Genomic DNA, 20,881 nt, shown 5'->3' with positions numbered 1-20,881 from the left:
CAAAATGGCTATTATTTCAAATACATAGCCAGAAAAATTAATGTCGCTGACTTGCTGTCGGGGGACGCTGTTGTGAAAACAATGCTGTTCGAGCCTTCCTGAAATCGCCCTTGGCGGCAGCGGGCGGGCGAGCCGCCGCCCTCGCCGAATTCCGGTGACGTTCTTGGTCAGGAGTTCTGCCTGCCGGCCGAAGAACAGTTTGCGTTTTGGCCGGGGCGCACCGCGCCCCGGCGTATGATTTTTGTCCGCGTTATTCCGCTGCCGTGCGTTTCGGCAGCACCCAGCCGGGACGCGGGAAATGGCAGGTGTATCCGTTGGGATAACGCTCCAGATAATCCTGATGCTCAGGTTCGGCATCCCAGAAGTCGCCGACGGGCTCGAGCTCGGTGACGACCTTGCCCGGCCACAGTCCCGACGCCTCGACATCCGCAATGGTGTCGAGCGCCACCTGTTTCTGGGTCTCGTCGGCATAATAGATCGCCGAGCGGTATGAGCGGCCGACATCGTTACCTTGCCGGTTCGCCGTGGTCGGATCGTGGATCTGGAAGAAATACTCCAGAATCCGCCTGTAGCTGATCACCTTTGGGTCAAAGACGATCTCGATCCCTTCGGCATGGTCGCCATGATTGCGGTATGTGGCGTTGGGCACGTCGCCCCCGGTATAGCCAACCCGGGTCATCTCCACGCCTGGCAGCTTGCGGATCAGATCCTGCATGCCCCAGAAGCAGCCCCCCGCAAGAACGGCGCGTTCAGTCATGAAACGTCCTCCACTTGATCGAGATAGTCGCCGTAACCCTCGGCCTCCATGTCATCGCGATGGATGAAGCGCAGGCTGGCCGAGTTGATGCAGTAGCGCAAACCGCCCTTGTCGGCGGGGCCATCGTTGAAAACATGTCCCAGATGGCTGTCGCCATGCACCGATCGCACTTCCGTGCGGATCATGCCGTGGCTGTCGTCCCGCAGCTCGTTGATGTGGGCGGGCACGATCGGCTTGGTGAAGCTCGGCCAGCCGCAAAAGCTGTCGAACTTGTCGGCCGAGGCAAAAAGCGGCTCGCCCGAAACCACATCGACATAGATGCCCGGCTCCTTGTTCTTGTAATATTCGCCCGTATAGGGGCGCTCGGTGCCGCTTTGCTGCGTGACGTGATACTGCTCGGGCGTCAGCTTGGCGATCGCGGCATCGGATTTTTCATATTTCACGGCGGATGTCCTCCATTCGTCGCATTGTGTTGCCCTGAAGATGGCCGCGCGGCTGCTGATTTGCCAATAGCCGTGGGTCACAATTTCGATAGGACCTATCCAACAGACAAGGTCGCCAGGCCACCTTCCGGCGACTGGCCGCAGGCATGCGTGCGCCCGATCTGGGCGCGGCTCTCAATCACGGCCTGGCCCGCAATGAGACGGGGCTGATGCTTTCCCGTTTCGGTGTTTTTCCTGCTTCGTGCCGCTCCGGTCGACATGAAATTTCGCCTGTGACCTTGCCGTACGGACCGGCTTGCGTCCAATATTCCCGGCAACTCCCCGACAAGAGGAGGCAAAAACAAAGAAGAACGGCAAAAGCCAACTAGAGTGAGGAACCTCGATATGTCACGTGAACTCGAACATCTCAGCCGAAAAGTGATAGCCGGCTCAATGAGCCGTAGAGATTTTCTGGGGCGGGCCTCCGCGCTCGGCATCAGCGCCGCCTTTGCCGGCACCCTGCTCAGCAATGCCGCCCATGCGCAAACGCCGAACCGGAGCGGCACTATCAAGGTCGGTATTCAGGGAGGCGCTTCGACCGACAGTCTCGACCCGGCGCTTGCGGCCAATGCGACGGCAAGCCAGGTGATCCGGCTTTGGGGTGAGCCGCTCGTCGAACTCGCATTCGAGGGTGGCCTGCAAAACCGTGTCGCCGAGGAATACAGCGCCTCCGACGACGCACGTATCTGGACCTTCAAGATCCGCTCCGGCATCGAGTTTTCGAATGGCAAAACGGTAACCGCCCAGGACGTGCTGGATACATTCGACCGTCACGCGGGTGAAGATACGAAGTCCGGTGCGCTCGGCATCATGCGCGGGATCAAGGACATGAAGGCCGATGGCGACAAGTTCGTCGTCGAGCTGGAAACGCCGAATGCCGACCTGCCCTATCTGATGGCCGACTATCACCTGATCATCCAGCCCGGCGGCGGCAAGGACGATCCGGCCGCTGCAATCGGGACCGGCCCGTACATGATCGAAACGAGCGAAATGGGCGTTCGTTTTGTCGGCAAAAAGAACCCGAATCACTGGGACCCCGAGATGGGTTATGCCGACTCGGTCGAACTCGTCGTGATCAATGACGACACGGCGCGCGTTGCCGCGCTTCAGTCGGGTCAGGTGCACATGATCAACCGTGTGCCGCCCAAGGTCGCCGGGCTCGTGAGCCGAGCGCCCGGCGTCGAAGTGCGCTCGACCTCCGGCCCGGGCCACTATGTCTTCATCATGCATTGCAATACCGCGCCGTTCGACAACAACGATCTGCGGCTTGCTCTCAAATATGCCATGAACCGCGAGGAGATGGTCGAGAAGATCCTCTTCGGTTACGGCTCCATCGGCAACGATACGCCGATCAACGGCTCTTATCCGCTGTTCTCCGGCGACATCGAGCAGCGCCACTACGATCCGGAGAAGGCAGCGTTCCACTTCAAGAAGTCGGGACATGACGGGCCGGTGCTGCTGCGCACGTCGGACAATTCCTTCCCCGGTGCGCCAGACGCCGCGGCGCTGTTCCAGGAATCGGCCTCGAAGGCCGGCATTCAGCTTGAAATCAAGCGCGAGCCGAATGACGGCTACTGGTCGGAGGTGTGGAATGCCCAGCCGTTCTGTACTTCCTATTGGGGCGGACGTCCGACCCAGGACCAGATGTTCTCCACCGCCTATCTGTCGTCCGCGGACTGGAACGACACGCGTTTCTTCAATGACGGCTTTGACAAGATGCTGCTTGCGGCGCGGGCCGAGCTCGACAATGACAAGCGCAAGGCGATCTACCGCGACATGAGCGTGCTTCTGCGCGACGAAGGCGGCCTTATCTGCCCGATGTTCAACGATTTCATCGACGCGACGTCGGACAAGGTCACCGGCTGGCAGGAAATCAATGGCGGCTTCGATCTCATGAACTTCTACGCACCCATGAAGATGTGGCTCGCCACCTGACATGGGTATGGTAGCAAGATTGGTGGCCCAGCGTCTCGCGCTGGGCCTCCTGCTCCTGTTCGCAGTTTCCATTCTGATCTTCGCCGGCACCCAGATACTGCCCGGCGACGTCGCGCAATCGATACTGGGACAGTCCGCAACGCCCGAGGCGCTCGCAAATCTGCGCAAGGAACTTGGGCTCAACGAACCGGCACTCAGCCGCTATTTTTCATGGCTCGGCGGTCTGCTGACCGGCGATCTCGGAACATCGCTTTCCAGCGGTGCGGATATCTCTTCCGCGATTGCCTCGCGTCTCGCCAATACGCTGTTTCTGGCGTCGGTGGCGGCGGTGGTCTCCGTGCCGCTGGCGATCCTGCTCGGACTGATTGCTGTACGTTACCGCGACCGCTGGCCCGACAAGATGATTTCGGCGGTCACGCTTGCCTCGATCTCGCTGCCGGAGTTTTTCATCGGCTATGTGCTGATCTTCTTCGTTGCGGTGAAGCTTGCCTGGTTCCCCTCGATCGCGACGGTTTATGACGGCATGGGTTTCGGCCAACGGCTGATGACGGTCGCCCTGCCCGCGGCCACGCTCACGCTTGTCGTTCTTGCGCACATGATGCGCATGACACGCGCCGCGATCCTCAACGTCATGCAATCGGCCTATGTCGAGACGGCAGAGCTCAAGGGCCTCACGGCGTTCGATGTGATCCGCAAACACGCGTTTCCCAACGCAATCGCGCCCATCGTCAACGTCGTTATGCTCAACCTTGCGTTCCTTGTCGTCGGTGTCGTGGTGGTCGAAGTGATCTTCGTCTACCCCGGCATGGGTCAGTATCTCGTCGATCACGTTTCCAAGCGCGATGTGCCGGTTGTCCAGGCATGCGGCCTCATCTTCGCGGCCTTCTATATCGGCCTCAACCTGGTGGCGGATATCGTTGCGATATTGACCAATCCGCGCCTCAGGCATCCGAAATAGGGGCGGCGCGATGTTCAGAAGAATTCCCCCAAGTGCCCTGCTCGGCCTGGTCCTCACCAGCCTGTTCCTCATAACCGCGATATTTGCGCCGCTGCTGGCGCCCTACGGCAAGACGGAAATCGTCGGCGCGGTCTGGGAGCCGCTGTCGTCGCAGCACTGGCTGGGTACCGACAATCTCGGCCGCGATCTGCTCTCGCGCATGATCTACGGCGCCCGTACCACGATCTTCATCGCCACCATGGCGACGGTGCTGTCATTCTCTCTGGGGTCGATCCTCGGCTTCACAGCAGCTGTCGTCGGCGGCTGGGTCGACCAGCTGCTGTCGCGCTTTGTCGATCTCCTGATGTCGATCCCCACCCTGATCTTCGCGCTCGTGGTGCTTTCAGTGCTGCCGTCGACGGTACTCACGCTGGTCCTGGTGATGGGTGTGCTCGATGCCACGCGTGTCTACCGGCTGTCGCGCGCCGTCGCCGTCGACATCAACGTGATGGACTATGTCGAGGCGGCACGGCTGCGCGGCGAAGGCCAGATCTGGGTGATATTCCGGGAAATCCTGCCCAACGCGCTGTCGCCGCTCGTCGCAGAGCTCGGCCTGCGCTTCATCTTCATGGTGCTGTTTGTGTCGGCCCTTTCGTTCCTCGGGCTCGGCATCCAGCCGCCGGAGGCCGACTGGGGCGGCATGGTGAAGGAAAACAAGGACGGCATCGTGTTCGGCATTCCGGCCGCGCTGATCCCGGCTGCCGCAATCGCCGCGCTGGCGATATCGGTCAATCTGGTCGCGGACTGGGTCCTCAACCGCACCACCTCGCTGAAGGGAGGCCGCGGTGCCTGAGAATTCGACCTCTCCGCTGCTTGAGATTCGCGACCTGCGTATCGAAGCTACAGTCTACCCGCCTGGTGAAGCGCCGCATGACATCACCATTGTCGATGGCGTTTCGCTGACACTGCAAAAAGGCAAGGTGCTTGGCCTGATCGGGGAGTCGGGCGCCGGCAAGTCGACGATCGGCCTCGCCTCCATGGCCTATGGGCGCGGTGGTGTCCGTATCACTGGCGGCAAGGTCGTACTGAACGGCCGTGACGTCCTGAAAGCCGGCAGACAGGGTCTCAGAAGCCTGCGCGGCAAAGAGGTGCGGTACGTCGCGCAGTCCGCCGCTGCGGCGTTCAATCCCGCCCACCGGCTGATGGATCAGGTCGTCGAAGCCGCCGTGGTGCACGGCGTTGCCAGCCGCGCGGAGGCGGAAAAGCGGGCGAAGAGCCTGTTCCGCAAGCTCAGCCTTCCCGACCCCGACAATATCGGCAAACGTTATCCGCATCAGGTTTCCGGCGGCCAGCTGCAGCGTGTGATGACGGCAATGGCGCTGTGTTCGGAGCCCGATCTGATCGTGTTCGACGAACCGACGACCGCTCTTGACGTGACGACACAGATCGACGTGCTCGCCGCGATCAAGGATGCGATCCGCGACACCGGTGTCGCCGCGCTCTACATTACGCACGATCTGGCCGTCGTTGCCCAGGTCTCCGACGAGATCATGGTGCTGCGGCACGGCAAGCTGGTCGAATGGGGACACACGCGGCAGATCATCAAGGAGCCGCGCCAGGAATACACCAACCAGCTGGTCTCCGTGCACGAGATCGAACATCAGGAGAAGCCGCCGCGCGAGACGCCTCTGCTTTCGGTGCGGAACGTGACCGCCGCGTATGGCGGCGGCCCGATCGACGTGCTGAAGGATATCTCGGTCGACCTTTATGCAGGTCAGACGCTGGCGGTTGTCGGTGAATCGGGCTCCGGCAAGTCGACGCTGGCGCGTGCCATCACCGGGCTCTTGCCGCCGAAGGAAGGTTCGATCGAATTCGCCGGGCGTACACTGCCAAGCCGGCTGGCCGAGCGCACCCGCGACGATCTGCGTGAACTGCAGATGATCTACCAGATGGCCGACGTCGCCATGAACCCGCGCCAGACCGTGGGTACGATCATCGGGCGGCCGCTGGAGTTCTATTTCGGCATTCGCGGCAGGGAACGTGATGCCCGCGTTGAGGAACTGCTCGACAAGATCGAGATGGGCCACGGCTTCAAGGACCGATATCCGGCCGAACTTTCCGGCGGCCAGAAGCAGCGCGTCTGCATCGCACGCGCGCTTGCGGCGAAGCCATCGCTGATCATTTGCGATGAAGTGACCAGCGCCCTCGACCCGCTCGTTGCAAACGGCATTCTGCGCCTGCTGCTCGAACTGCAGGCCGAAGAAGATGTCGCCTATCTCTTCATCACCCATGATCTGGCTACCGTGAAGTCGATCGCGGACTCCATTGCGGTGATGTATCAAGGCTCGGTGGTGCGCTACGGGTCGAAGAGCAAGGTGCTTGCGCCGCCGTTCGACGACTATACCGACCTGCTTCTGTCATCGGTTCCGGAAATGGAAATCGGCTGGCTGGAGAAGGCGATTTCGTCGCGCCGCATGGAAAGTGCCGGCAACTGACGACCGGGTCGGGTCATATGAAATCCAAGCTTCTCCTGATTATTCTCGATGGTGTGCCCTGGCGGAATTTCCGCCGGCTGTTCGGCAATCTGGAAGGCTGGGTCGCGTCCGGCGAAGCGCGCGTATGGAAGATGCAGTCGGTGCTGCCGTCCACTTCCGCCTCCTGTTACGCCTCGATCCACACAGGCGTGCCGCCGCAGGTGCACGGCATTCTGTCCAACGATGTGCGCTTCCGCGTGAAGCTGCCCGACATCTTCTCCGAAGTCTCGGCAGCCGGCGGCAAGACGGGTGCGGTCACGCATTCCTACTGGTCGGAATTCTTCAACCGCTATCCCTTCGATTTCGTGCGCGACATCGAATATGACGAGCCCGGCGGGCCAATCACGCATGGCCGCTTCCACACTATGACGGGCTATGGCCACGACAACCAGATGACACCTTCGGACGTCGATCTCTTCGCCACGCTGACGATGCTCGCTGCGAGGTTCGGCATCGACTACGGCATCCTGCACACCTGCACGATGGATTCGATGGGCCATCGCTTCGGCCATGATTGCGTCGAGATGGACAAAGCGTGCTTCACGATGGACGCCATGCTGGCAGCGTTCCTGCCGCGCTGGCGCGAGGCCGGCTACGAGGTCATCGTGACAGCTGATCACGGCCAGTCGGATCGAGGCCACCACGGCGGAGCCGGCGACGACCAGCAGCATTTCGCGCTGTACTATTTCGGCGCGGCGAAAGGCCCGGAGAAGGACGTGCTTCTCGACCAGCTACAGCTCGCACCGACCATCCTTTCCCGTCTCGGCGTGCCGGCCCCCGGCACAATGACAGCAAAACCGTTTCTGTTGTGAACCATGGCCGATTACAGCAAGCTTCTTGACGACGAGACCCGAGCTTTCATCGCCAGGACGGACTCCTTCTATCCACCGGAAACGGTCGACCAGCCGGTAGAAGTTCAGCGCGAGATCTATGACCGCATGTGCCGGGCCTTCTTCAACGGCTATCCCGACGGGGTAACGGCCGAAACGACGGCAATCGCTGCCGAAGGCCGCGATATCCCGATACGCATCTACCGCAATGCACAGTCCAGCAGCGCCGCGGTGGTGATCTACTATCACGGCGGCGGCTACATTCTCGGCGGGCTTGAAAGCCATGACGATGTCTGTGCCGAGCTTTGCGAACGCACCGGTTTCGAGCTTATTTCCGTCGATTACCGGCTGGCGCCGGAACACGGGCATCCGGCCGCGTACGACGACGCCATGGAAGCTTTTGCCTGGGTTGCAAAGACACGCAAGGCGCCGATCCTTCTTGCCGGAGATAGTGCCGGCGGCAATCTCGCCGCTTCCGTCGCGCATGCTACGCGGGGTCATCCGCGTGCGCCGGTCGGCCAAATGCTGATCTACCCCGGCCTCGGTGGCGACACCGCGTCGGGGTCTTATGTCGAGCATGCCGAAGCGCCCATGCTCACCACCCGGGATATTCAATTTTATGGCGGCATTCGCGGTGGCAGCGAGGATGATCCGACGGCAGCGCCGCTCGCAGACACGAATTATGCCGGTCTCCCGCCAACGGTCGTCATCACCGCCCAGTGCGATCCGCTCTCATCCGACGGGGAAATCTATCGCGACCGGATTCTCGCTGCCGGCGGCAAAGCCGTCTGGCGTGAGGAAAAGGGTCTGGTTCACGGCTATCTTCGCGGCCGCACAACAATCCGGCGTGCCCGCGAAAGTTTCGATCGCATCGTGGCTTCGCTCCAGGCACTCGCGGCTGGTGAAATGCCCGATTTGGGTTAGAAGGTCTGGTCGGCCGAACCAGCGGAGCATGCCTTGAATATTCTTTTCATCATGTATGACCAGCTCAGGTTCGACTATCTGAGCTGTGCCGGCCACCCCCACCTGAAAACACCGAATATGGACCGCCTCGCCGCAATGGGCGTGCGTTTTTCGCACGCTTATGTGCAGTCTCCCGTATGCGGAGCCTCACGTATGTCGTTCTACACAGGGCGCTATGTGCATTCTCACGGCGCGGCGTGGAACGGGTTTCCGCTCAAGGTGGGCGAACTCACGCTGGGCGACCATCTGCGCAAGGCGGGCATGGATGCGGTACTTGTCGGCAAGACCCATATGCGGGTCGATGAAGACGGCATGGCGCGGCTCGGCCTTTCGCGCGAATCCGTCATCGGAGCGCGCGTGTCGGAATGCGGCTTCGACGTGCATGTGCGCGACGACGGCCTGTGGGGCAAAGGGCCGGCCGGTTATTACGACAAGGGCCGGCAATCCTATAACGAATATCTGAAATCACGCGGTTATGCAGGCGAAAACCCGTGGCACGATTTCGCCAACTCCGGCGTTGAGGAAACCGGCGAGATGGCGTCGGGCTGGTTCATGGCCAATGCCGGCAAGCCTGCCAATATCGCGGAGGAGGATTCGGAGACCCCGTGGCTTACGCGCGAGGCGGAGGCCTTCATTTCGGCCGACCATCAGCGGCCCTGGCTTTGCCATCTCTCCTACATCAAACCGCACTGGCCCTACATCGTGCCTGCGCCTTATCACGACATGTTCGGCGCCGGCGACATTCTACCTGCGGTCCGTTCCGAGCTGGAACGGCAGGACCCGCACCCGGTCTACCGCGCCTTCATGCAGAACCAGATCGGCCGTGCGTTCAGCCGCGACGCGGTGCGCGACGCCGTGATCCCGGCTTACATGGGCCTGATCAAACAATGCGACGACCAGCTCGGCAAGCTGCTGGATTTTCTTGAGCATTCCGGCCGGCTGGAAAACACGATGATCGTGCTGACGTCGGACCACGGCGATTATCTCGGCGACCACTGGCTTGGCGAAAAAGACCTGTTCCACGATCAATCGGTGAAAGTGCCGCTGATCGTGTACGACCCTTCGGAAGCTGCAAACGGCACACGCGGGTCTGTTTGCGATGAGCTGGTGGAAACGATCGACCTTGCCGCAACTTTCATCGATGCAGCGGGCGGGACCGTCCCCGACCACATTGTCGAAGGCCGCTCGCTGATGCCCTTCCTGCGTGGCGAAACGCCCGCCGAATGGCGGGACTACGCGGTGTCCGAATATGATTATTCGATGACGCCGATGGCCAGGGAGCTGGACGTTTCGCCGGAAAAGGCGCGGCTGTTCATGATCGCCGACAAACAATGGAAGTTCATGCACGCGCCGGGTTTCCGGCCGATGCTGTTCGACCTTGCCGCCGATCCGCAGGAGTTGCGCGATGTCGGCGGCGATCCGGAATTTGCTTCGATCGTCGCGATGATGGAAACAAGACTTCAGGAATGGGCGACGCGGCCCTCGCAGCGTACCACTATGCCCAAGGACAGGATCATCGCCATGCGCGCCGGCAAGCCCGCGACGGGCGTGCTTATCGGCGTCTATGAAGCCGACGAGATTTCAGGCGAATTCAGCGAGGCCTATCGCGGCAAACCCGGGCGCTGAGCCCGGCCGGTCTCAGACCGCTTCTTTCCATTTGATCGAACAGCCCATGGACGGGATCTGGTCGGCCGGCCCCTCGCCTGTGCGCGCAATCGCAATCATCGCTTCCATAAGGTCGCGCCGCGTACCAGGCTGAGGCTCGTCGAGGCGCGCGGCATCGAGCCGGCCGCGATATTGCAGCCTCAGATCCGCATTGAAACCGAAGAAGTCGGGCGTGCAAGCCGCATTGTAGGCGCGTGCGATCGACTGATCGGCGTCGTGCAGATAAGCGAATGGAAAGCCATAAGCCTTGGCGAATTCGCGCATCTTCTCGAATGAATCGGCCGGATAGGCATCGGCATCGTTCGAGCAGATCGCAACAAAACCGACGCCATAGGGTTCCAGCTTCTTCGCGTCGTCCACGATGCGGTCGATCACCGCTTTCACATAGGGGCAGTGATTGCAGATGAAGGCAACGACCAGGCCGCCCGGCCCGGCGATCTCGGAAATCTGGTGTTCATTGCCGTCGGTGCCCGGAAGGATCCCGTCGACAGCCTGCCAGCCGAAGTCGCAAACCGGTGGTGTCGCTGCCATGATGCTCTCTCCCTGCCCCTGTATCGTTCAGGCGGCTTTGGCGACTGCGTTGTCCGCCGCCTCGCGTATTGCGCTGATATTGGCGCGGTAGCTCGTTTCGCTGCCACCCTTGAAAACAGCGGAACCTGCAACCAGCACGGTGGCTCCCGCGGCAGCCACCATTGGCGCGGTCTCCGGCGTAATGCCGCCATCGATCTCGATATCTATGGGACGGGCGCCGATCATTGCTTTCACGCGTCGCGTTTTTTCCACCACCGAGGGGATGAATTTCTGGCCGCCGAACCCCGGATTGACCGACATCAGCAGGATCAGATCCAGCCGGTCGAGCACATATTCGATCACGCTTTCCGGTGTCGACGGGTTGAGCGACACGCCGGCCTTTTTGCCAAGATCGCGGATTGCCTGCAGAGAACGGTCGAGATGCGGCCCGGCCTCGGCGTGCACGGTAATGATATCGGCTCCGGCATCCGCGAATGCGGCGAGATAGGAATCTGCCGGCGCAATCATCAGATGACAGTCGAATACCGCGTCGGTACGGCCGCGGATCGCCTTGATCACCGGGGCGCCGAAGGTGATGTTGGGCACGAAATGCCCGTCCATCACGTCGAGATGGATCCAGTCCGCGCCGGCGCGCAGTACGGTGTCCACCTCTTCGCCCAGCCGCGAAAAATCTGCCGATAGTACCGACGGTGCGATGATTGTCTTCGAGGTCATCCGGTTTCCATGTGTCACGTGGTGCCCCGCAAGCGTTTACCGGCAGGAGCTGGCTATGTCACCCGGTCATGCCCGGGCGTTCAATCGCGTAATCGCTGCTGCCTGCATGCTCTGCTGCCCCATCTGCATGAACTCGATGCGATTCCCGTCGGGGTCGGCGATCCAGCATTGCATGTTTCCATCCAGCCCCATCTTGGGTTCCACCGTGAGGGGAATTCCCGCCGCGCGCAAGGCGTTGGCCGTTGCTTCGATATCGTCGGTTTCGAGACAGAAATGGTTGACTGCTGTGCGATCGGGGCCGGGAGCGGCGGCGTCCTCGCCGCCCGGAAACAGCTCCAGGAACTGCGTGTCTGTGATGCGCAGATAAACGAGCCACAACGAACCGTCTTCGTGATCGAGATGCATCATCTCTTCGAAACCCAGCCTGTCGCGATAAAAGGCCAGCGAACGGGTGATGTCCGCTACCTTCAGGGCGACATGGCCGATCCCCGTCAAACCCAATGCCGCCATGAAATCCTCCCGGCCTAGCAGATGGATGTTGGCACAGGCGGTGGGAGCCTGCCAATGGCGGCGGCTCCCGGCCTTTCACCTGTTTGCCGCCTAAGTCTCCAGCGAAGGCAGCGCCATTGCCAGTTCGTAGTCGAGCTTCGAGACGCGCTGATAAGCCGGCCTTTGCCGCAGGCGTTCCACATAGGCTTTGAAGGCGGGCCGTTCCGGCAGGATTTTCATCGTGTCCATCGTGACCATGATCGATGTGCCAAGCTGCGTGTCGGCTGCGGTAAAGCGGTCGCCGGCGGCGAAATCATTGACGCTGAGATGACGTTCGAGATTGGCGAACATGTCTTCATACAGGCCGAACGGATAGTCGTTACTGACATAGTCCAGCCCGTGCGCCCTGGCGCAAAGTACGGGGTCGAACACGGCATCGTTGTAGACTGTCCATGTGAGATAGGCCGCCCGCGCCGGGTCGCCGACCGCGGGAGCCAGTCCGGCATCGGTGAATATTTCAGCGAGGTAGAGCGTGATCGCGGCTCTTTCGGTTATCACCGTGCCGTCGTGCTCGATGGCGGGCACCTTCTTGTTCGGCTGAACCTCGCGGTAGTCTTCAGGCGCACCGCCGCCGCGAATGTCGATCGCGACGCGCTGGTAATCGACGCCGAGCTCCTCCAGCAGCCAGAATACGCCGAGCGCCCGCGTGAATGGTGCGTGGTAGAATTTGAGCATGGTTCGGTCTCCGGTTTGGTTGGTTCGATTTCGTGCCCTCCTAACAACCCGCTCCTGACAACTTTCTGTCAGGAATGCCTGCTGACAAAAAACGAAAAAGGGCGCCCGTAGGCGCCCTCCCCGATACTCTGCAACCCGCGCTGCTTATTGCGGCAGCTGGTCGTCCACGCCCTCGACGTAGAAGTTCATGCCGAGCAGCACGCCGGCTTCCGCGACTTCGCCGTCGGCAAGCCAGGCCGAACCGTCCTGCTTGTTGACGGGGCCGGTGAAGGGATCGAATTCACCCGACTTGATCTTTGCCTCGATTTCAGCTGCCTTGGCTTTCACGTCGTCGGGCATATTGGCGTATTCAGCCATGACGACATGCTCTTCGGCCATGCCTTCCCATACATCGATCTGCTCCCAGGTGCCGTCGATCACAGCCTTGACGCGTTCGGTGTAGTAGTGACCCCAGTCGTCGATGATGGAGGTCAGCTGCGTCTCGGGTCCGAACTTGATCATGTCGGATGCCTGACCGAAGGCCTTGATGCCGCGTTCTGCGGCAACCTGCATCGGCGCGGTGGAATCGGTGTGCTGCGTGATCACGTCGACGCCCTGGTCGATCAGCGCCTTGGCGGCATCGGCTTCCTTGCCCGGGTCGAACCAGGTGTTGGCCCACACCACCTTGACCTTGAAGTCGGGATTGACCGACTGAGCGCCCAGAAGGAATGCGTTGATGCCCATCACGACTTCGGGAATCGGGAAGGAGGCGATGTAGCCTGCCACGCCGACTTCCGAGATGCTGGCCGCAATCACACCCTGAACATAGCGGCCTTCATGGAAGCGCGAATTATAGGTCGAAACATTCGGATGTTCGCGCTTGTAGCCGGTCGCATGCTCGAACTTGACGTCCGGGAACTTGCCGGCCACCGCGTTGGTGGCGTCCATGTAGCCGAAGGAAGTGGTGAAGATGATGTTGCAGCCTGAGCGTGCGAAGCGCTCGATCGCGCGTTCAGCGTCAGCGCCTTCCGGCACGCTTTCCAGATAAGCGAGTTCGACCTCGGATTCGCCGCCGAGCGCTTCCTGCATTTCGAGCGCACCCTGATGGTGCTGATAGGACCAGCCGAAATCGCCGATCGGGCCGACATAAATGAAGCAGGCTTTCACCTTCGCTTCTGCCGCAAACGTACCGAGCGAAAGCGCGGTCGCTGCTGCGGCGATTGTTAACAGGGATTTCTTCATGAGGTTCTCCTCTTGCGGGGTTACGGGGGACTTCCCCTCTCGTTCTATCGGTCGGGCACAAACGGCCGTCCCAAAGATGCTGGCGTGTTTATCATGGTCAGGCGCCGGTTTCTCGAAATTAGAACCAGCACGACGATCGTTGCCAGATAGGGCAGCGCCGACAGAAACTGGGAGGGAATTTTGATGCCCAGGGCCTGTGCATGCAACTGGCCGATCGAGACGGCGCCGAACAGATAGGCTCCCGCCAGCACACGCCAGGGCCGCCAGGAGGCGAACACCACGAGCGCCAGCGCGATCCAGCCGCGGCCGGCCGTCATGCTCTCGATCCACTGCGTGGTGTAAAGCAGCGACAGGTAGCCGCCGGCTGCACCGGCGCAGGCGCCGCCGAACATGACGGCGAGATAGCGGATGCGGATGACGTTGATGCCGAGCGCGTGGGCGGAGCCGTGATTGTCGCCGACCGAGCGAAGCGTCAGCCCCGCGCGGGTTCTGAACAGGAACCAGGCCACAGCACCGGTCAGCAGCAGCGACAGGTAAAACACCGGGTCCTGCCCGAACAGCAGTTTGCCGATCAGCGGCAGCTCGGTAAGGACCGGTATGTAGATCAGCGGCAGCTTTACGCCCGGCTGCCCCGTAAAGGCCTCGCCGAGCATGCCCGACAGGCCGAGCCCCAGCAGCGTCAGCGCCAGTCCGGTCGCCACCTGGTTGGTGACCAGTGTCAGCGTCAGGAATGCGAACAGCAGCGAAAAAAGCGCTCCGGCACATATCGCCGCCGCCAGGCCCAGCCATGGCGAACCCGTCGTAAATGCGGCGGCGAAGCCGGCCACCGCACCCATGATCATCATGCCTTCAACGCCGAGATTGAGTACGCCCGAGCGCTCGACCACCAGTTCGCCGATGGCCGCGATCAGCAGCGGGGTGGCCGCGGTCGCAATGGTGATGATGATCTGCTCAAACATTGCCTGCGGCCTCCGTGGCGGCCGGCTTGGCCGGTTTGGCCGCCGGCGATGCGACAAGGCGGACGCGGTAGTGGATCAGCGTGTCGCTGGCGAGCACAAAAAAGAGCAACATGCCCTGGAATGCGCGAACGGTCTTGTCGGAGACCTGCAGCGATATCTGCGCCGCTTCGCCGCCGAGATATGTCAGCGCCAGGATCAGGCCGGCTGCGACGATGCCGAGCGGGTTCAGCCGGCCGAGAAAGGCAACGATAATGGCGGTGAAGCCGTAGCCGATCGAGATCTTCTCGTTGAGATGCTCCACCGGGCCGGCGACTTCGCTGATGCCGGCAAGGCCGGCCAGCGCCCCCGAGATCAGGAAGGCGAAAAACACCATGCGCGAGGCCGAAAATCCTGCGAAGCGCCCTGCCCGCGGGCTCTGGCCCAGTACCTTCACCTCGAAACCTTTGACGGTCTTGGAGAGCATGAACCAGACCGCAACCGCGGCGATCAGCGCGAAGATGAAACCCCAGTGAGCGCGGCCGGCGTCGGGCCAGATCTGCGGCAGGATGGCGTATTCGTGGAACCGCACCGTGCCGGGGAAGCTGAATCCCTCCGGGTTGCGCCACGGACCGCGCACCAGCCAGTCGTTGAAGAGCTGCGCGACATAGACCAGCATCAGGCTGGTGAGGATCTCGTTTGTGTTGAACCGCACCTTCAGAAAGGCCGGTATGCTCGCATAGGCCGCCCCGCCCGCCATGCCCATGATGAGCATCAGCGGCAGCACGGTCCACGAGTGAAATTCGGGGAACAGCACCGGGATCGCCGATCCGGCCATCGCGCCGGCGACGAACTGGCCCTCCGCGCCGATGTTCCAGTTGTTGGAAAGGAAACAGACCGACAGGCCGACCGCGATCAGGATCAGGGGGGCCGCCTTGATCGCCAGTTCATGGAGCTGCCAGCGATTGAAGGGATCCCAGATGCCGGTCAGCGGATCGATGAAATAATAATACAGCGCATCGAGCGGGTTCTTGCCGAGCAGCGAAAACATGATCGAGCCGGCTATCAAGGTCATGCCGAGCGCGATGAAAGGCGAGATCGCGGAAAACAGTGCCGATTGCTGCGGCCGCTTGATCAGTTCGACCCGCATCACACCGCTTCCTTCACTGCCGGGGAAGCCGCGGCATCCGCGCCGCCCATCAGCAGTCCGATCTTTTCGTAAGTTGCGTCTCCGATGGGGAGCGGTTCAGACAGGCGGCCATTGTGCATGACCGCGATCGAATCCGAAATCTCGAAAAGCTCGTCGAGATCCTGGCTGATCACCAGCACCGCGGAGCCGGCGCGTGCGAGGTCGATCAGCGCCTGGCGGATGCGGGCGGCCGCACCAGCATCGACACCCCATGTCGGCTGGTTCACCACCATCACCGATGGCTGGCGGTCGAGCTCGCGGCCGATGATGAATTTTTGCAGATTGCCGCCCGAGAGTGCCGATGCTTCAGGGTCTTCAGCGCTTTTGCGGACATCCATATCGGCGACGATGCGCTTTGACGCTTTGGAAAGCGCGCCGGAAACCACCAGCCCGACATTCGAGATGAACGCGCTTGCATCCGTGCGGAAGCGGGACAGAAGCAGGTTTTCGGAGAGCCGCAATGTTGGCGCCGCGCCGTGGCCCAGCCGCTCTTCCGGCACAAAAGCCGCTCCCAGCATGCGCCGGTCGTTGATGTCGAGTTTGCCTGCTGCCTTGCCGCGGATACGCAGGACATTGGGGGCTTCCTGAAGTACCTCACCTGAAACGGCTTCGAAGAATTCGCCCTGACCGTTGCCCGCGACGCCGGCAATACCGATCACCTCGCCGCTTTTCACGGTCAGCCAGATGTCGTGAAGCTGCACCGAGAACGGACCTGCCGGCTTTCGGCTCAAGCCGCAAATACCGAGCATCTCTTCCTGTTCGCCAGCTTCGCGCGGCGGACGTTCCGCCCCTACCACCTCGTCGCCCACCATCATGCGGGCCAGAGAAGCCGGGCTTTCATTGCGCGGGTCGCAATGCGCAACCACCTTGCCGTGACGCAGCACCGTCGCGCGGTCGCACAGGCGTTTCACTTCCTCCAGCCGATGGGAAATATAGAGGATCGACTTGCCTTCGGAGCGCAGGCGCTCAAGCGTCTCAAACAGCTTGTCGGCTTCCTGAGGCGTCAGTACCGAGGTCGGTTCGTCGAGAATGATGAGTTCGGGCTCTTGCAGAAGGCAGCGCACGATCTCGATGCGCTGCCGCTCGCCGACTGACAAATCGCCGACCAGAGCAAAAGGGTCGAGCGGCAGTCCGTAGGCCTTGGAAAGCGCACGCGCTTTCTCCGCGATCTCGCTGATCGGCGTCTCCTTGCCGAGCGAAAGGGCGATGTTTTCGGCGGCTGTGAGGGCTTCAAACAGCGAGAAATGCTGGAAGACCATCCCGATACCGAGCGTACGGGCCTCGCCCGGGTTCGATATGCGGACGGATGAGCTTTTCCACAGAATGTCGCCGGAAGCCGGCTCAAGCGAGCCGAACAGCATTTTCACCAGCGTCGACTTGCCGGCGCCGTTCTCGCCCAGGAGGGCATGAATCTCACCTTTTGCAATGGCGAGATCGACGGCGTCGCAAGCTTTGAGCGAGCCGAATATTTTCGTCAGGCCGCGAACCTCGAGCAGGTCCGCTTTGGTTTGGGAGCCGGTGTTGTTCAACCCTGCGCCTCTTTGTGTTCCCCGCCGGTATGGTAGTCGGCGCATTCTGTGCCGGAAGCGGCGTCGTCGTGAAAGACCTTCAAGAAATCCGGGGTCAATCGCTTCCGATTATCTATGTGAGCAAAACAGTCGCCCCGCTGGTCTTGCGGTTTTCCAGGTCGCTGTGCGCCTGTCCGGCATCCTGAAGCCTGTAGCGCTGGTTGACGTTGATCTTCACGATGCCACCTGCCACCACGTCAAAGAGCGCACCGGCCGAGGCTTCAAGCTCGGGGCGCGTTGCTATGTAGGTGAAGAGCGTCGGCCGGGTCACATAGAGCGACCCCTTCTGCGAAAGCAGCGTCGGTGCGAATGGCGGCACCGGGCCCGATGCATTGCCGAAGGAAACGAACATTCCGCGCGGCTTCAGGCAGTCGAGCGAACCTTCAAACGTATCCTTGCCGACCGAATCGTAGACCACATCGCATTTCTTGCCGCCGGTGAGATCGGCAACGGCCTCGACAAAATTGTCGCTGGAATAGTCGATCACGTGGTCGTAGCCGTGCGCCTTGGCGAGCGCCACCTTTTCAGGCGAGCCGGCGGTGCCGATGATCGTTGCCCCGAGATGCTTGGCCCATTGTCCGAGAATCAGGCCGACGCCGCCGGCAGCGGCGTGGCACAGGAGCGTGTCGCCGGCCTTCACCGGGTAGGTGCGCAAGAGCAGGTATTCCGCCGTCATGCCCTTCAGCATCATAGCGGCCGCATTCTCGTCGCCGATCGCATCGGGCAGTTTCACGATACGGTCGGCGGCGATGTTGCGTTCCTCGGCGTAGGCGCCCAAAGGCCCGGCATAGGCGACACGGTCGCCAACCGCGAGACCGGACACACCATCGCCCAGCGCGACGACTTCGCCTGCAGCTTCGTTGCCAGGGATGAAAGGCAGCCCGTTCGGCGCGGGGTAGAGCCCCGTGCGGAAATAACAGTCGATGAAATTGAGGCCGATCGCGGTGTGGCGAATACGTACCTCGTCGGCACCCGGAGCGCCGATCTCGACATCTTCATAAGTGAGAACTTCCGGGCCGCCGTGTTTGTGGACCCGCACAGCTTTGATCATGTCGCCATATCCTGCGTTTTTCCTAGGTTCGGGAAGAGCTGCATAAGTACGCCGACGAAGAACAGATAAACGCTGGTGACGGCAATAACGATTTTGACCAGCGCGCTGGTTTCCATACCCTGCAACAGTGCGACCGCACCAAACAGGCACCAGACGAGGAAAATCGGCAGGTTGATCATGCGCAGACGGACCACACGCACCGGGTGCAGGAAATTCACCGGCGCAAAAGTAAAGAGCGCGGCGATTAGCACCACCGAGAACGAAACATATTCGCCGGGCTGAGTGACGAACAGCGAAAACACCACCATGTTCCAGACGACCGGGAAGCCGCGGAAGAAGTTCTCCTTCGTCTTCATGCCGGTGTCGGCATAGTAGATCGCGCTCGACACCACGATTATGGCCGCCGAAACGAACGAAAGCCCCTCGCCCATGAAACCGCGCTGGTAAAGCGCAAATGCCGGTATCAGGACGTAGGTTACATAGTCGATGATGTTGTCGAGCATTTCACCCGACCAGGTGGGCAGCACTTCCTTGACGTCGAGCTTTCGCGCAATCGGACCGTCGATACCATCGACGAGGAGCGCCAGCCCCAGCCACCAGAACATTGCCGTCCATCGCTGCTCGCTCGCCGCGACGAGCGACAGGAACGCAAGAAACGAGCCCGACGCGGTCAGGAGGTGAACCGAAAAAGCCCTGGCCTGCGGCCAGGTGACTTTTTTCTTGGGATGCGGGAAACGCTCCGAGAGTTTTTTCTTCCGGGTTTCGCCGGTCACGGGCCGCGCCAGTCCAGCTTGCAGATTTCGGCCGAGCGTCCGGCAAAGTTCCAGTTGCGGCCAAAGGCACGCATGCGGCTCTTGTCCGATTTGGCGACGATGATCTCGGATGCGATCCAGTACTGCGAGTTGGTGATTACCGTATCTTCGCCGTTTTCCTTGCCGGGGATAGGCGTCACCGCGCCGTCGATGATCTTGGGGATCTGGAAGATACGGGTGCCGTCCTTCACCTCGTAGCTGATCGGCGCGCGCTCGATGCCCAGAAACTGGCCGACCAGGATGTCGAGCAATCCCGTCGTGCCGCCCGCCTTGCCGGAGAAGATCTTGCCGATCGCCTTTTCGGCGTAGATCGAGGCCCGCTCGTCGAGAAACAGGCCCGCCGTCCAGTTGCCGCGGCTCATATAACCGGGGATTTCCATAATCAGGCCGAGATTGATGCCCGACAGATCGACGTCGTCATAGTGGCCCTTGTCGATCCTGAAGCCCGCCCATGTCTGGCAGTAGCCCTCGGTCGGCGGGTGATTGCCCAGCGACAGAACGCAGGGGCAAAAAACCGTGCAATTGCAGGACAGTACGAGTTCGCCCTTCAAAGCCCAGCTCTTCTGGCGCATCAGTCATTCACTCCCTGTTCAGGCCGAGATTACAAGCAGCGTTACCGCCCACACAAGCAGTATCGTGCCAGCGATGCGGCCTATCACCTGGCCATTGCCGGTTTTTTCCACGATTGCGAACAGGCCGATCAATGCCATCCAGAAGATGTTCATGATGCCGACGGCAAACATCACCAGCATCAGTGCCCAGCAGCAGCCGAGGCACCACAGGCCCTGTTCCATGCCCAGCCTGTACACGCCCCTGGCGCGGTTCGACCAGCGCCCGAAAAGGGTCGAGAAAGGTGCCCGGCATTTGGTCAGGCAGGCTTCCTTGAGTGACGAAAATTGCCACGCTCCGGCAAGTGCAAGTGCTGCCGCGGCCACCCATCCGGCATGGCGCGGATCGTCCGGCGCGACCGCCTGTATGCCGAGGGTGAGCGCGGCAAAGGCCGCTGCCGCTGCCAGCCACACGGTAAGATAGCCGGCAACCAGAACCCAAGGATGCACGGCGTGTTTTTCTGCCCTGGCGGCCGTGTCGGCGATTTCGCAATAGGTGCGGATCATGGGGGCGGCCGAAGGCAGCATGGTTGCCACCGCCATCAAAAACCACATCAGAACCAGTGCGGCCGCGCGGGGAAAACTGCCTGCCGCCGTTTCGGGCGACAGACAAAGCTGAGCGAACGCCGCCAGCAGTCCGCCCGCTTCGGGAAACGGCAGCAGTTCTATCAGCCAGCCGCCCGGTCCGGTCGCGGCGGGCGGCAGCGAAGCGGCCGTCCACAAGAGCACGAGCCAGGCCAGCGCCACCGCCAGCCAGACACTGCCCAGCACAAGCGTGCGGGTTTCGCCTGCAAGCCTCGCAACGGTTCTGCCTCCCGTACCCAGATGCTGGAAATCCCGATCCATCAGGCGACCCTAAGCCAATTCGTCACGTTGAACAGCAGCCGCTTCGTGTTCATATGCGGTTTCGAAACGCAGGAGGTCG

Annotated in this window: 21 protein-coding genes; 7 read left to right on the top strand and 14 right to left on the bottom strand. The window is 61.4% G+C overall.

Annotated features, from left to right (window positions below; translation table 11 throughout):
• Nucleotides 1–250: 250 nt before the first annotated feature.
• Both msrA and msrB read right to left on the bottom strand, forming a co-directional pair.
• The gene (gene msrA, locus EP165_RS15315; protein ID WP_127523706.1) at nt 251–757 is read right to left on the bottom strand and encodes a peptide-methionine (S)-S-oxide reductase MsrA; all 507 of its coding nucleotides are present in this window, start codon (nt 755–757) and stop codon (nt 251–253) included.
• Complete coding sequence (msrB, locus tag EP165_RS15310) at nt 754–1,200, bottom strand: peptide-methionine (R)-S-oxide reductase MsrB (protein WP_127523705.1); 447 nt, start codon at nt 1,198–1,200, stop codon at nt 754–756. The genes msrA and msrB overlap by 4 nt, the downstream gene beginning before the upstream one ends.
• A gap of 384 nt (nt 1,201–1,584) precedes the next feature.
• On the opposite strand from msrB, the gene EP165_RS15305 reads away from it, so the two are divergent.
• The 7 genes from EP165_RS15305 to EP165_RS15275 are packed head-to-tail and all read left to right on the top strand — an operon-like array spanning nt 1,585 to nt 10,064.
• On the top strand, nt 1,585–3,174 hold the full coding sequence (locus EP165_RS15305) for an ABC transporter substrate-binding protein (protein WP_127523704.1): 1,590 nt from the start codon (nt 1,585–1,587) through the stop codon (nt 3,172–3,174).
• 1 nt (nt 3,175) lies between these two features.
• Complete coding sequence (locus EP165_RS15300; protein WP_127523703.1) at nt 3,176–4,132, top strand: ABC transporter permease; 957 nt, start codon at nt 3,176–3,178, stop codon at nt 4,130–4,132.
• Nucleotides 4,133–4,142: 10 nt separating this feature from the next.
• Nucleotides 4,143–4,964: an ABC transporter permease gene (locus EP165_RS15295; protein WP_127523702.1), complete on the top strand. Its 822-nt coding sequence runs from the start codon at nt 4,143–4,145 to the stop codon at nt 4,962–4,964.
• The gene (locus tag EP165_RS15290; protein WP_127523701.1) at nt 4,957–6,606 is read left to right on the top strand and encodes an ABC transporter ATP-binding protein; all 1,650 of its coding nucleotides are present in this window, start codon (nt 4,957–4,959) and stop codon (nt 6,604–6,606) included. Before EP165_RS15295 ends, EP165_RS15290 begins: the two co-directional genes overlap by 8 nt.
• Nucleotides 6,607–6,623: 17 nt before the next feature.
• A complete protein-coding gene (locus EP165_RS15285; protein WP_127523700.1) occupies nt 6,624–7,457 on the top strand; it encodes an alkaline phosphatase family protein in 834 nt (277 codons plus the stop codon).
• A 3-nt stretch (nt 7,458–7,460) separates the two neighbouring features.
• A complete protein-coding gene (locus EP165_RS15280; RefSeq protein ID WP_127523699.1) occupies nt 7,461–8,399 on the top strand; it encodes an alpha/beta hydrolase in 939 nt (312 codons plus the stop codon).
• Nucleotides 8,400–8,432: 33 nt separating this feature from the next.
• On the top strand, nt 8,433–10,064 hold the full coding sequence (locus EP165_RS15275) for an alkaline phosphatase family protein (protein WP_281040018.1): 1,632 nt from the start codon (nt 8,433–8,435) through the stop codon (nt 10,062–10,064).
• Nucleotides 10,065–10,076: 12 nt separating this feature from the next.
• Here EP165_RS15275 and EP165_RS15270 read toward each other — a convergent pair whose 3' ends face one another.
• The 12 genes from EP165_RS15270 to EP165_RS15215 form a co-directional block, all read right to left on the bottom strand.
• A complete protein-coding gene (locus EP165_RS15270; RefSeq protein WP_127523698.1) occupies nt 10,077–10,634 on the bottom strand; it encodes a thioredoxin family protein in 558 nt (185 codons plus the stop codon).
• A gap of 27 nt (nt 10,635–10,661) precedes the next feature.
• Complete coding sequence (rpe, locus tag EP165_RS15265; RefSeq protein WP_127523697.1) at nt 10,662–11,348, bottom strand: ribulose-phosphate 3-epimerase; 687 nt, start codon at nt 11,346–11,348, stop codon at nt 10,662–10,664.
• A gap of 66 nt (nt 11,349–11,414) precedes the next feature.
• Entirely contained in the window at nt 11,415–11,858 is a 444-nt protein-coding gene (locus EP165_RS15260; RefSeq protein ID WP_127523696.1) for a VOC family protein, read from the bottom strand.
• 90 nt (nt 11,859–11,948) lie between these two features.
• Entirely contained in the window at nt 11,949–12,572 is a 624-nt protein-coding gene (locus EP165_RS15255) for a glutathione S-transferase family protein (RefSeq protein WP_127523695.1), read from the bottom strand.
• 144 nt (nt 12,573–12,716) lie between these two features.
• The gene (locus EP165_RS15250; RefSeq protein ID WP_127523694.1) at nt 12,717–13,793 is read right to left on the bottom strand and encodes a BMP family ABC transporter substrate-binding protein; all 1,077 of its coding nucleotides are present in this window, start codon (nt 13,791–13,793) and stop codon (nt 12,717–12,719) included.
• Nucleotides 13,794–13,837: 44 nt separating this feature from the next.
• Nucleotides 13,838–14,752 carry an ABC transporter permease gene (locus tag EP165_RS15245; RefSeq protein ID WP_127523693.1) on the bottom strand — a complete coding sequence of 305 codons (915 nt, stop codon included), beginning with the start codon at nt 14,750–14,752 and terminating at the stop codon, nt 13,838–13,840.
• Nucleotides 14,745–15,878 (bottom strand): ABC transporter permease, encoded by a 1,134-nt coding sequence (locus EP165_RS15240; protein WP_206075923.1) that lies wholly within the window; start codon nt 15,876–15,878, stop codon nt 14,745–14,747. Before EP165_RS15240 ends, EP165_RS15245 begins: the two co-directional genes overlap by 8 nt.
• Nucleotides 15,878–17,491 carry an ABC transporter ATP-binding protein gene (locus EP165_RS15235; RefSeq protein WP_127523691.1) on the bottom strand — a complete coding sequence of 538 codons (1,614 nt, stop codon included), beginning with the start codon at nt 17,489–17,491 and terminating at the stop codon, nt 15,878–15,880. Before EP165_RS15235 ends, EP165_RS15240 begins: the two co-directional genes overlap by 1 nt.
• 67 nt (nt 17,492–17,558) lie before the next feature.
• A complete protein-coding gene (locus EP165_RS15230; protein WP_127523690.1) occupies nt 17,559–18,536 on the bottom strand; it encodes a quinone oxidoreductase family protein in 978 nt (325 codons plus the stop codon).
• A complete protein-coding gene (pcsA, locus tag EP165_RS15225; protein WP_164743060.1) occupies nt 18,533–19,309 on the bottom strand; it encodes a phosphatidylcholine synthase in 777 nt (258 codons plus the stop codon). Before pcsA ends, EP165_RS15230 begins: the two co-directional genes overlap by 4 nt.
• Nucleotides 19,306–19,920, bottom strand: a complete 615-nt coding sequence (locus tag EP165_RS15220; RefSeq protein ID WP_127523688.1) for a DUF1326 domain-containing protein — start codon at nt 19,918–19,920, stop codon at nt 19,306–19,308. Before EP165_RS15220 ends, pcsA begins: the two co-directional genes overlap by 4 nt.
• A gap of 18 nt (nt 19,921–19,938) precedes the next feature.
• Nucleotides 19,939–20,802 carry a DUF2182 domain-containing protein gene (locus tag EP165_RS15215; RefSeq protein ID WP_127523687.1) on the bottom strand — a complete coding sequence of 288 codons (864 nt, stop codon included), beginning with the start codon at nt 20,800–20,802 and terminating at the stop codon, nt 19,939–19,941.
• Between the last annotated feature and the right edge of the window lie 79 nt (nt 20,803–20,881).

The organism is Mesorhizobium sp. Z1-4, assembly GCF_004000235.1.
Taxonomy (GTDB): domain Bacteria; phylum Pseudomonadota; class Alphaproteobacteria; order Rhizobiales; family Rhizobiaceae; genus RCIO01.
The sequence above is the reverse complement of the archived record's forward strand: the minus strand, read 5'-3'. Positions and strand labels throughout refer to the sequence as shown.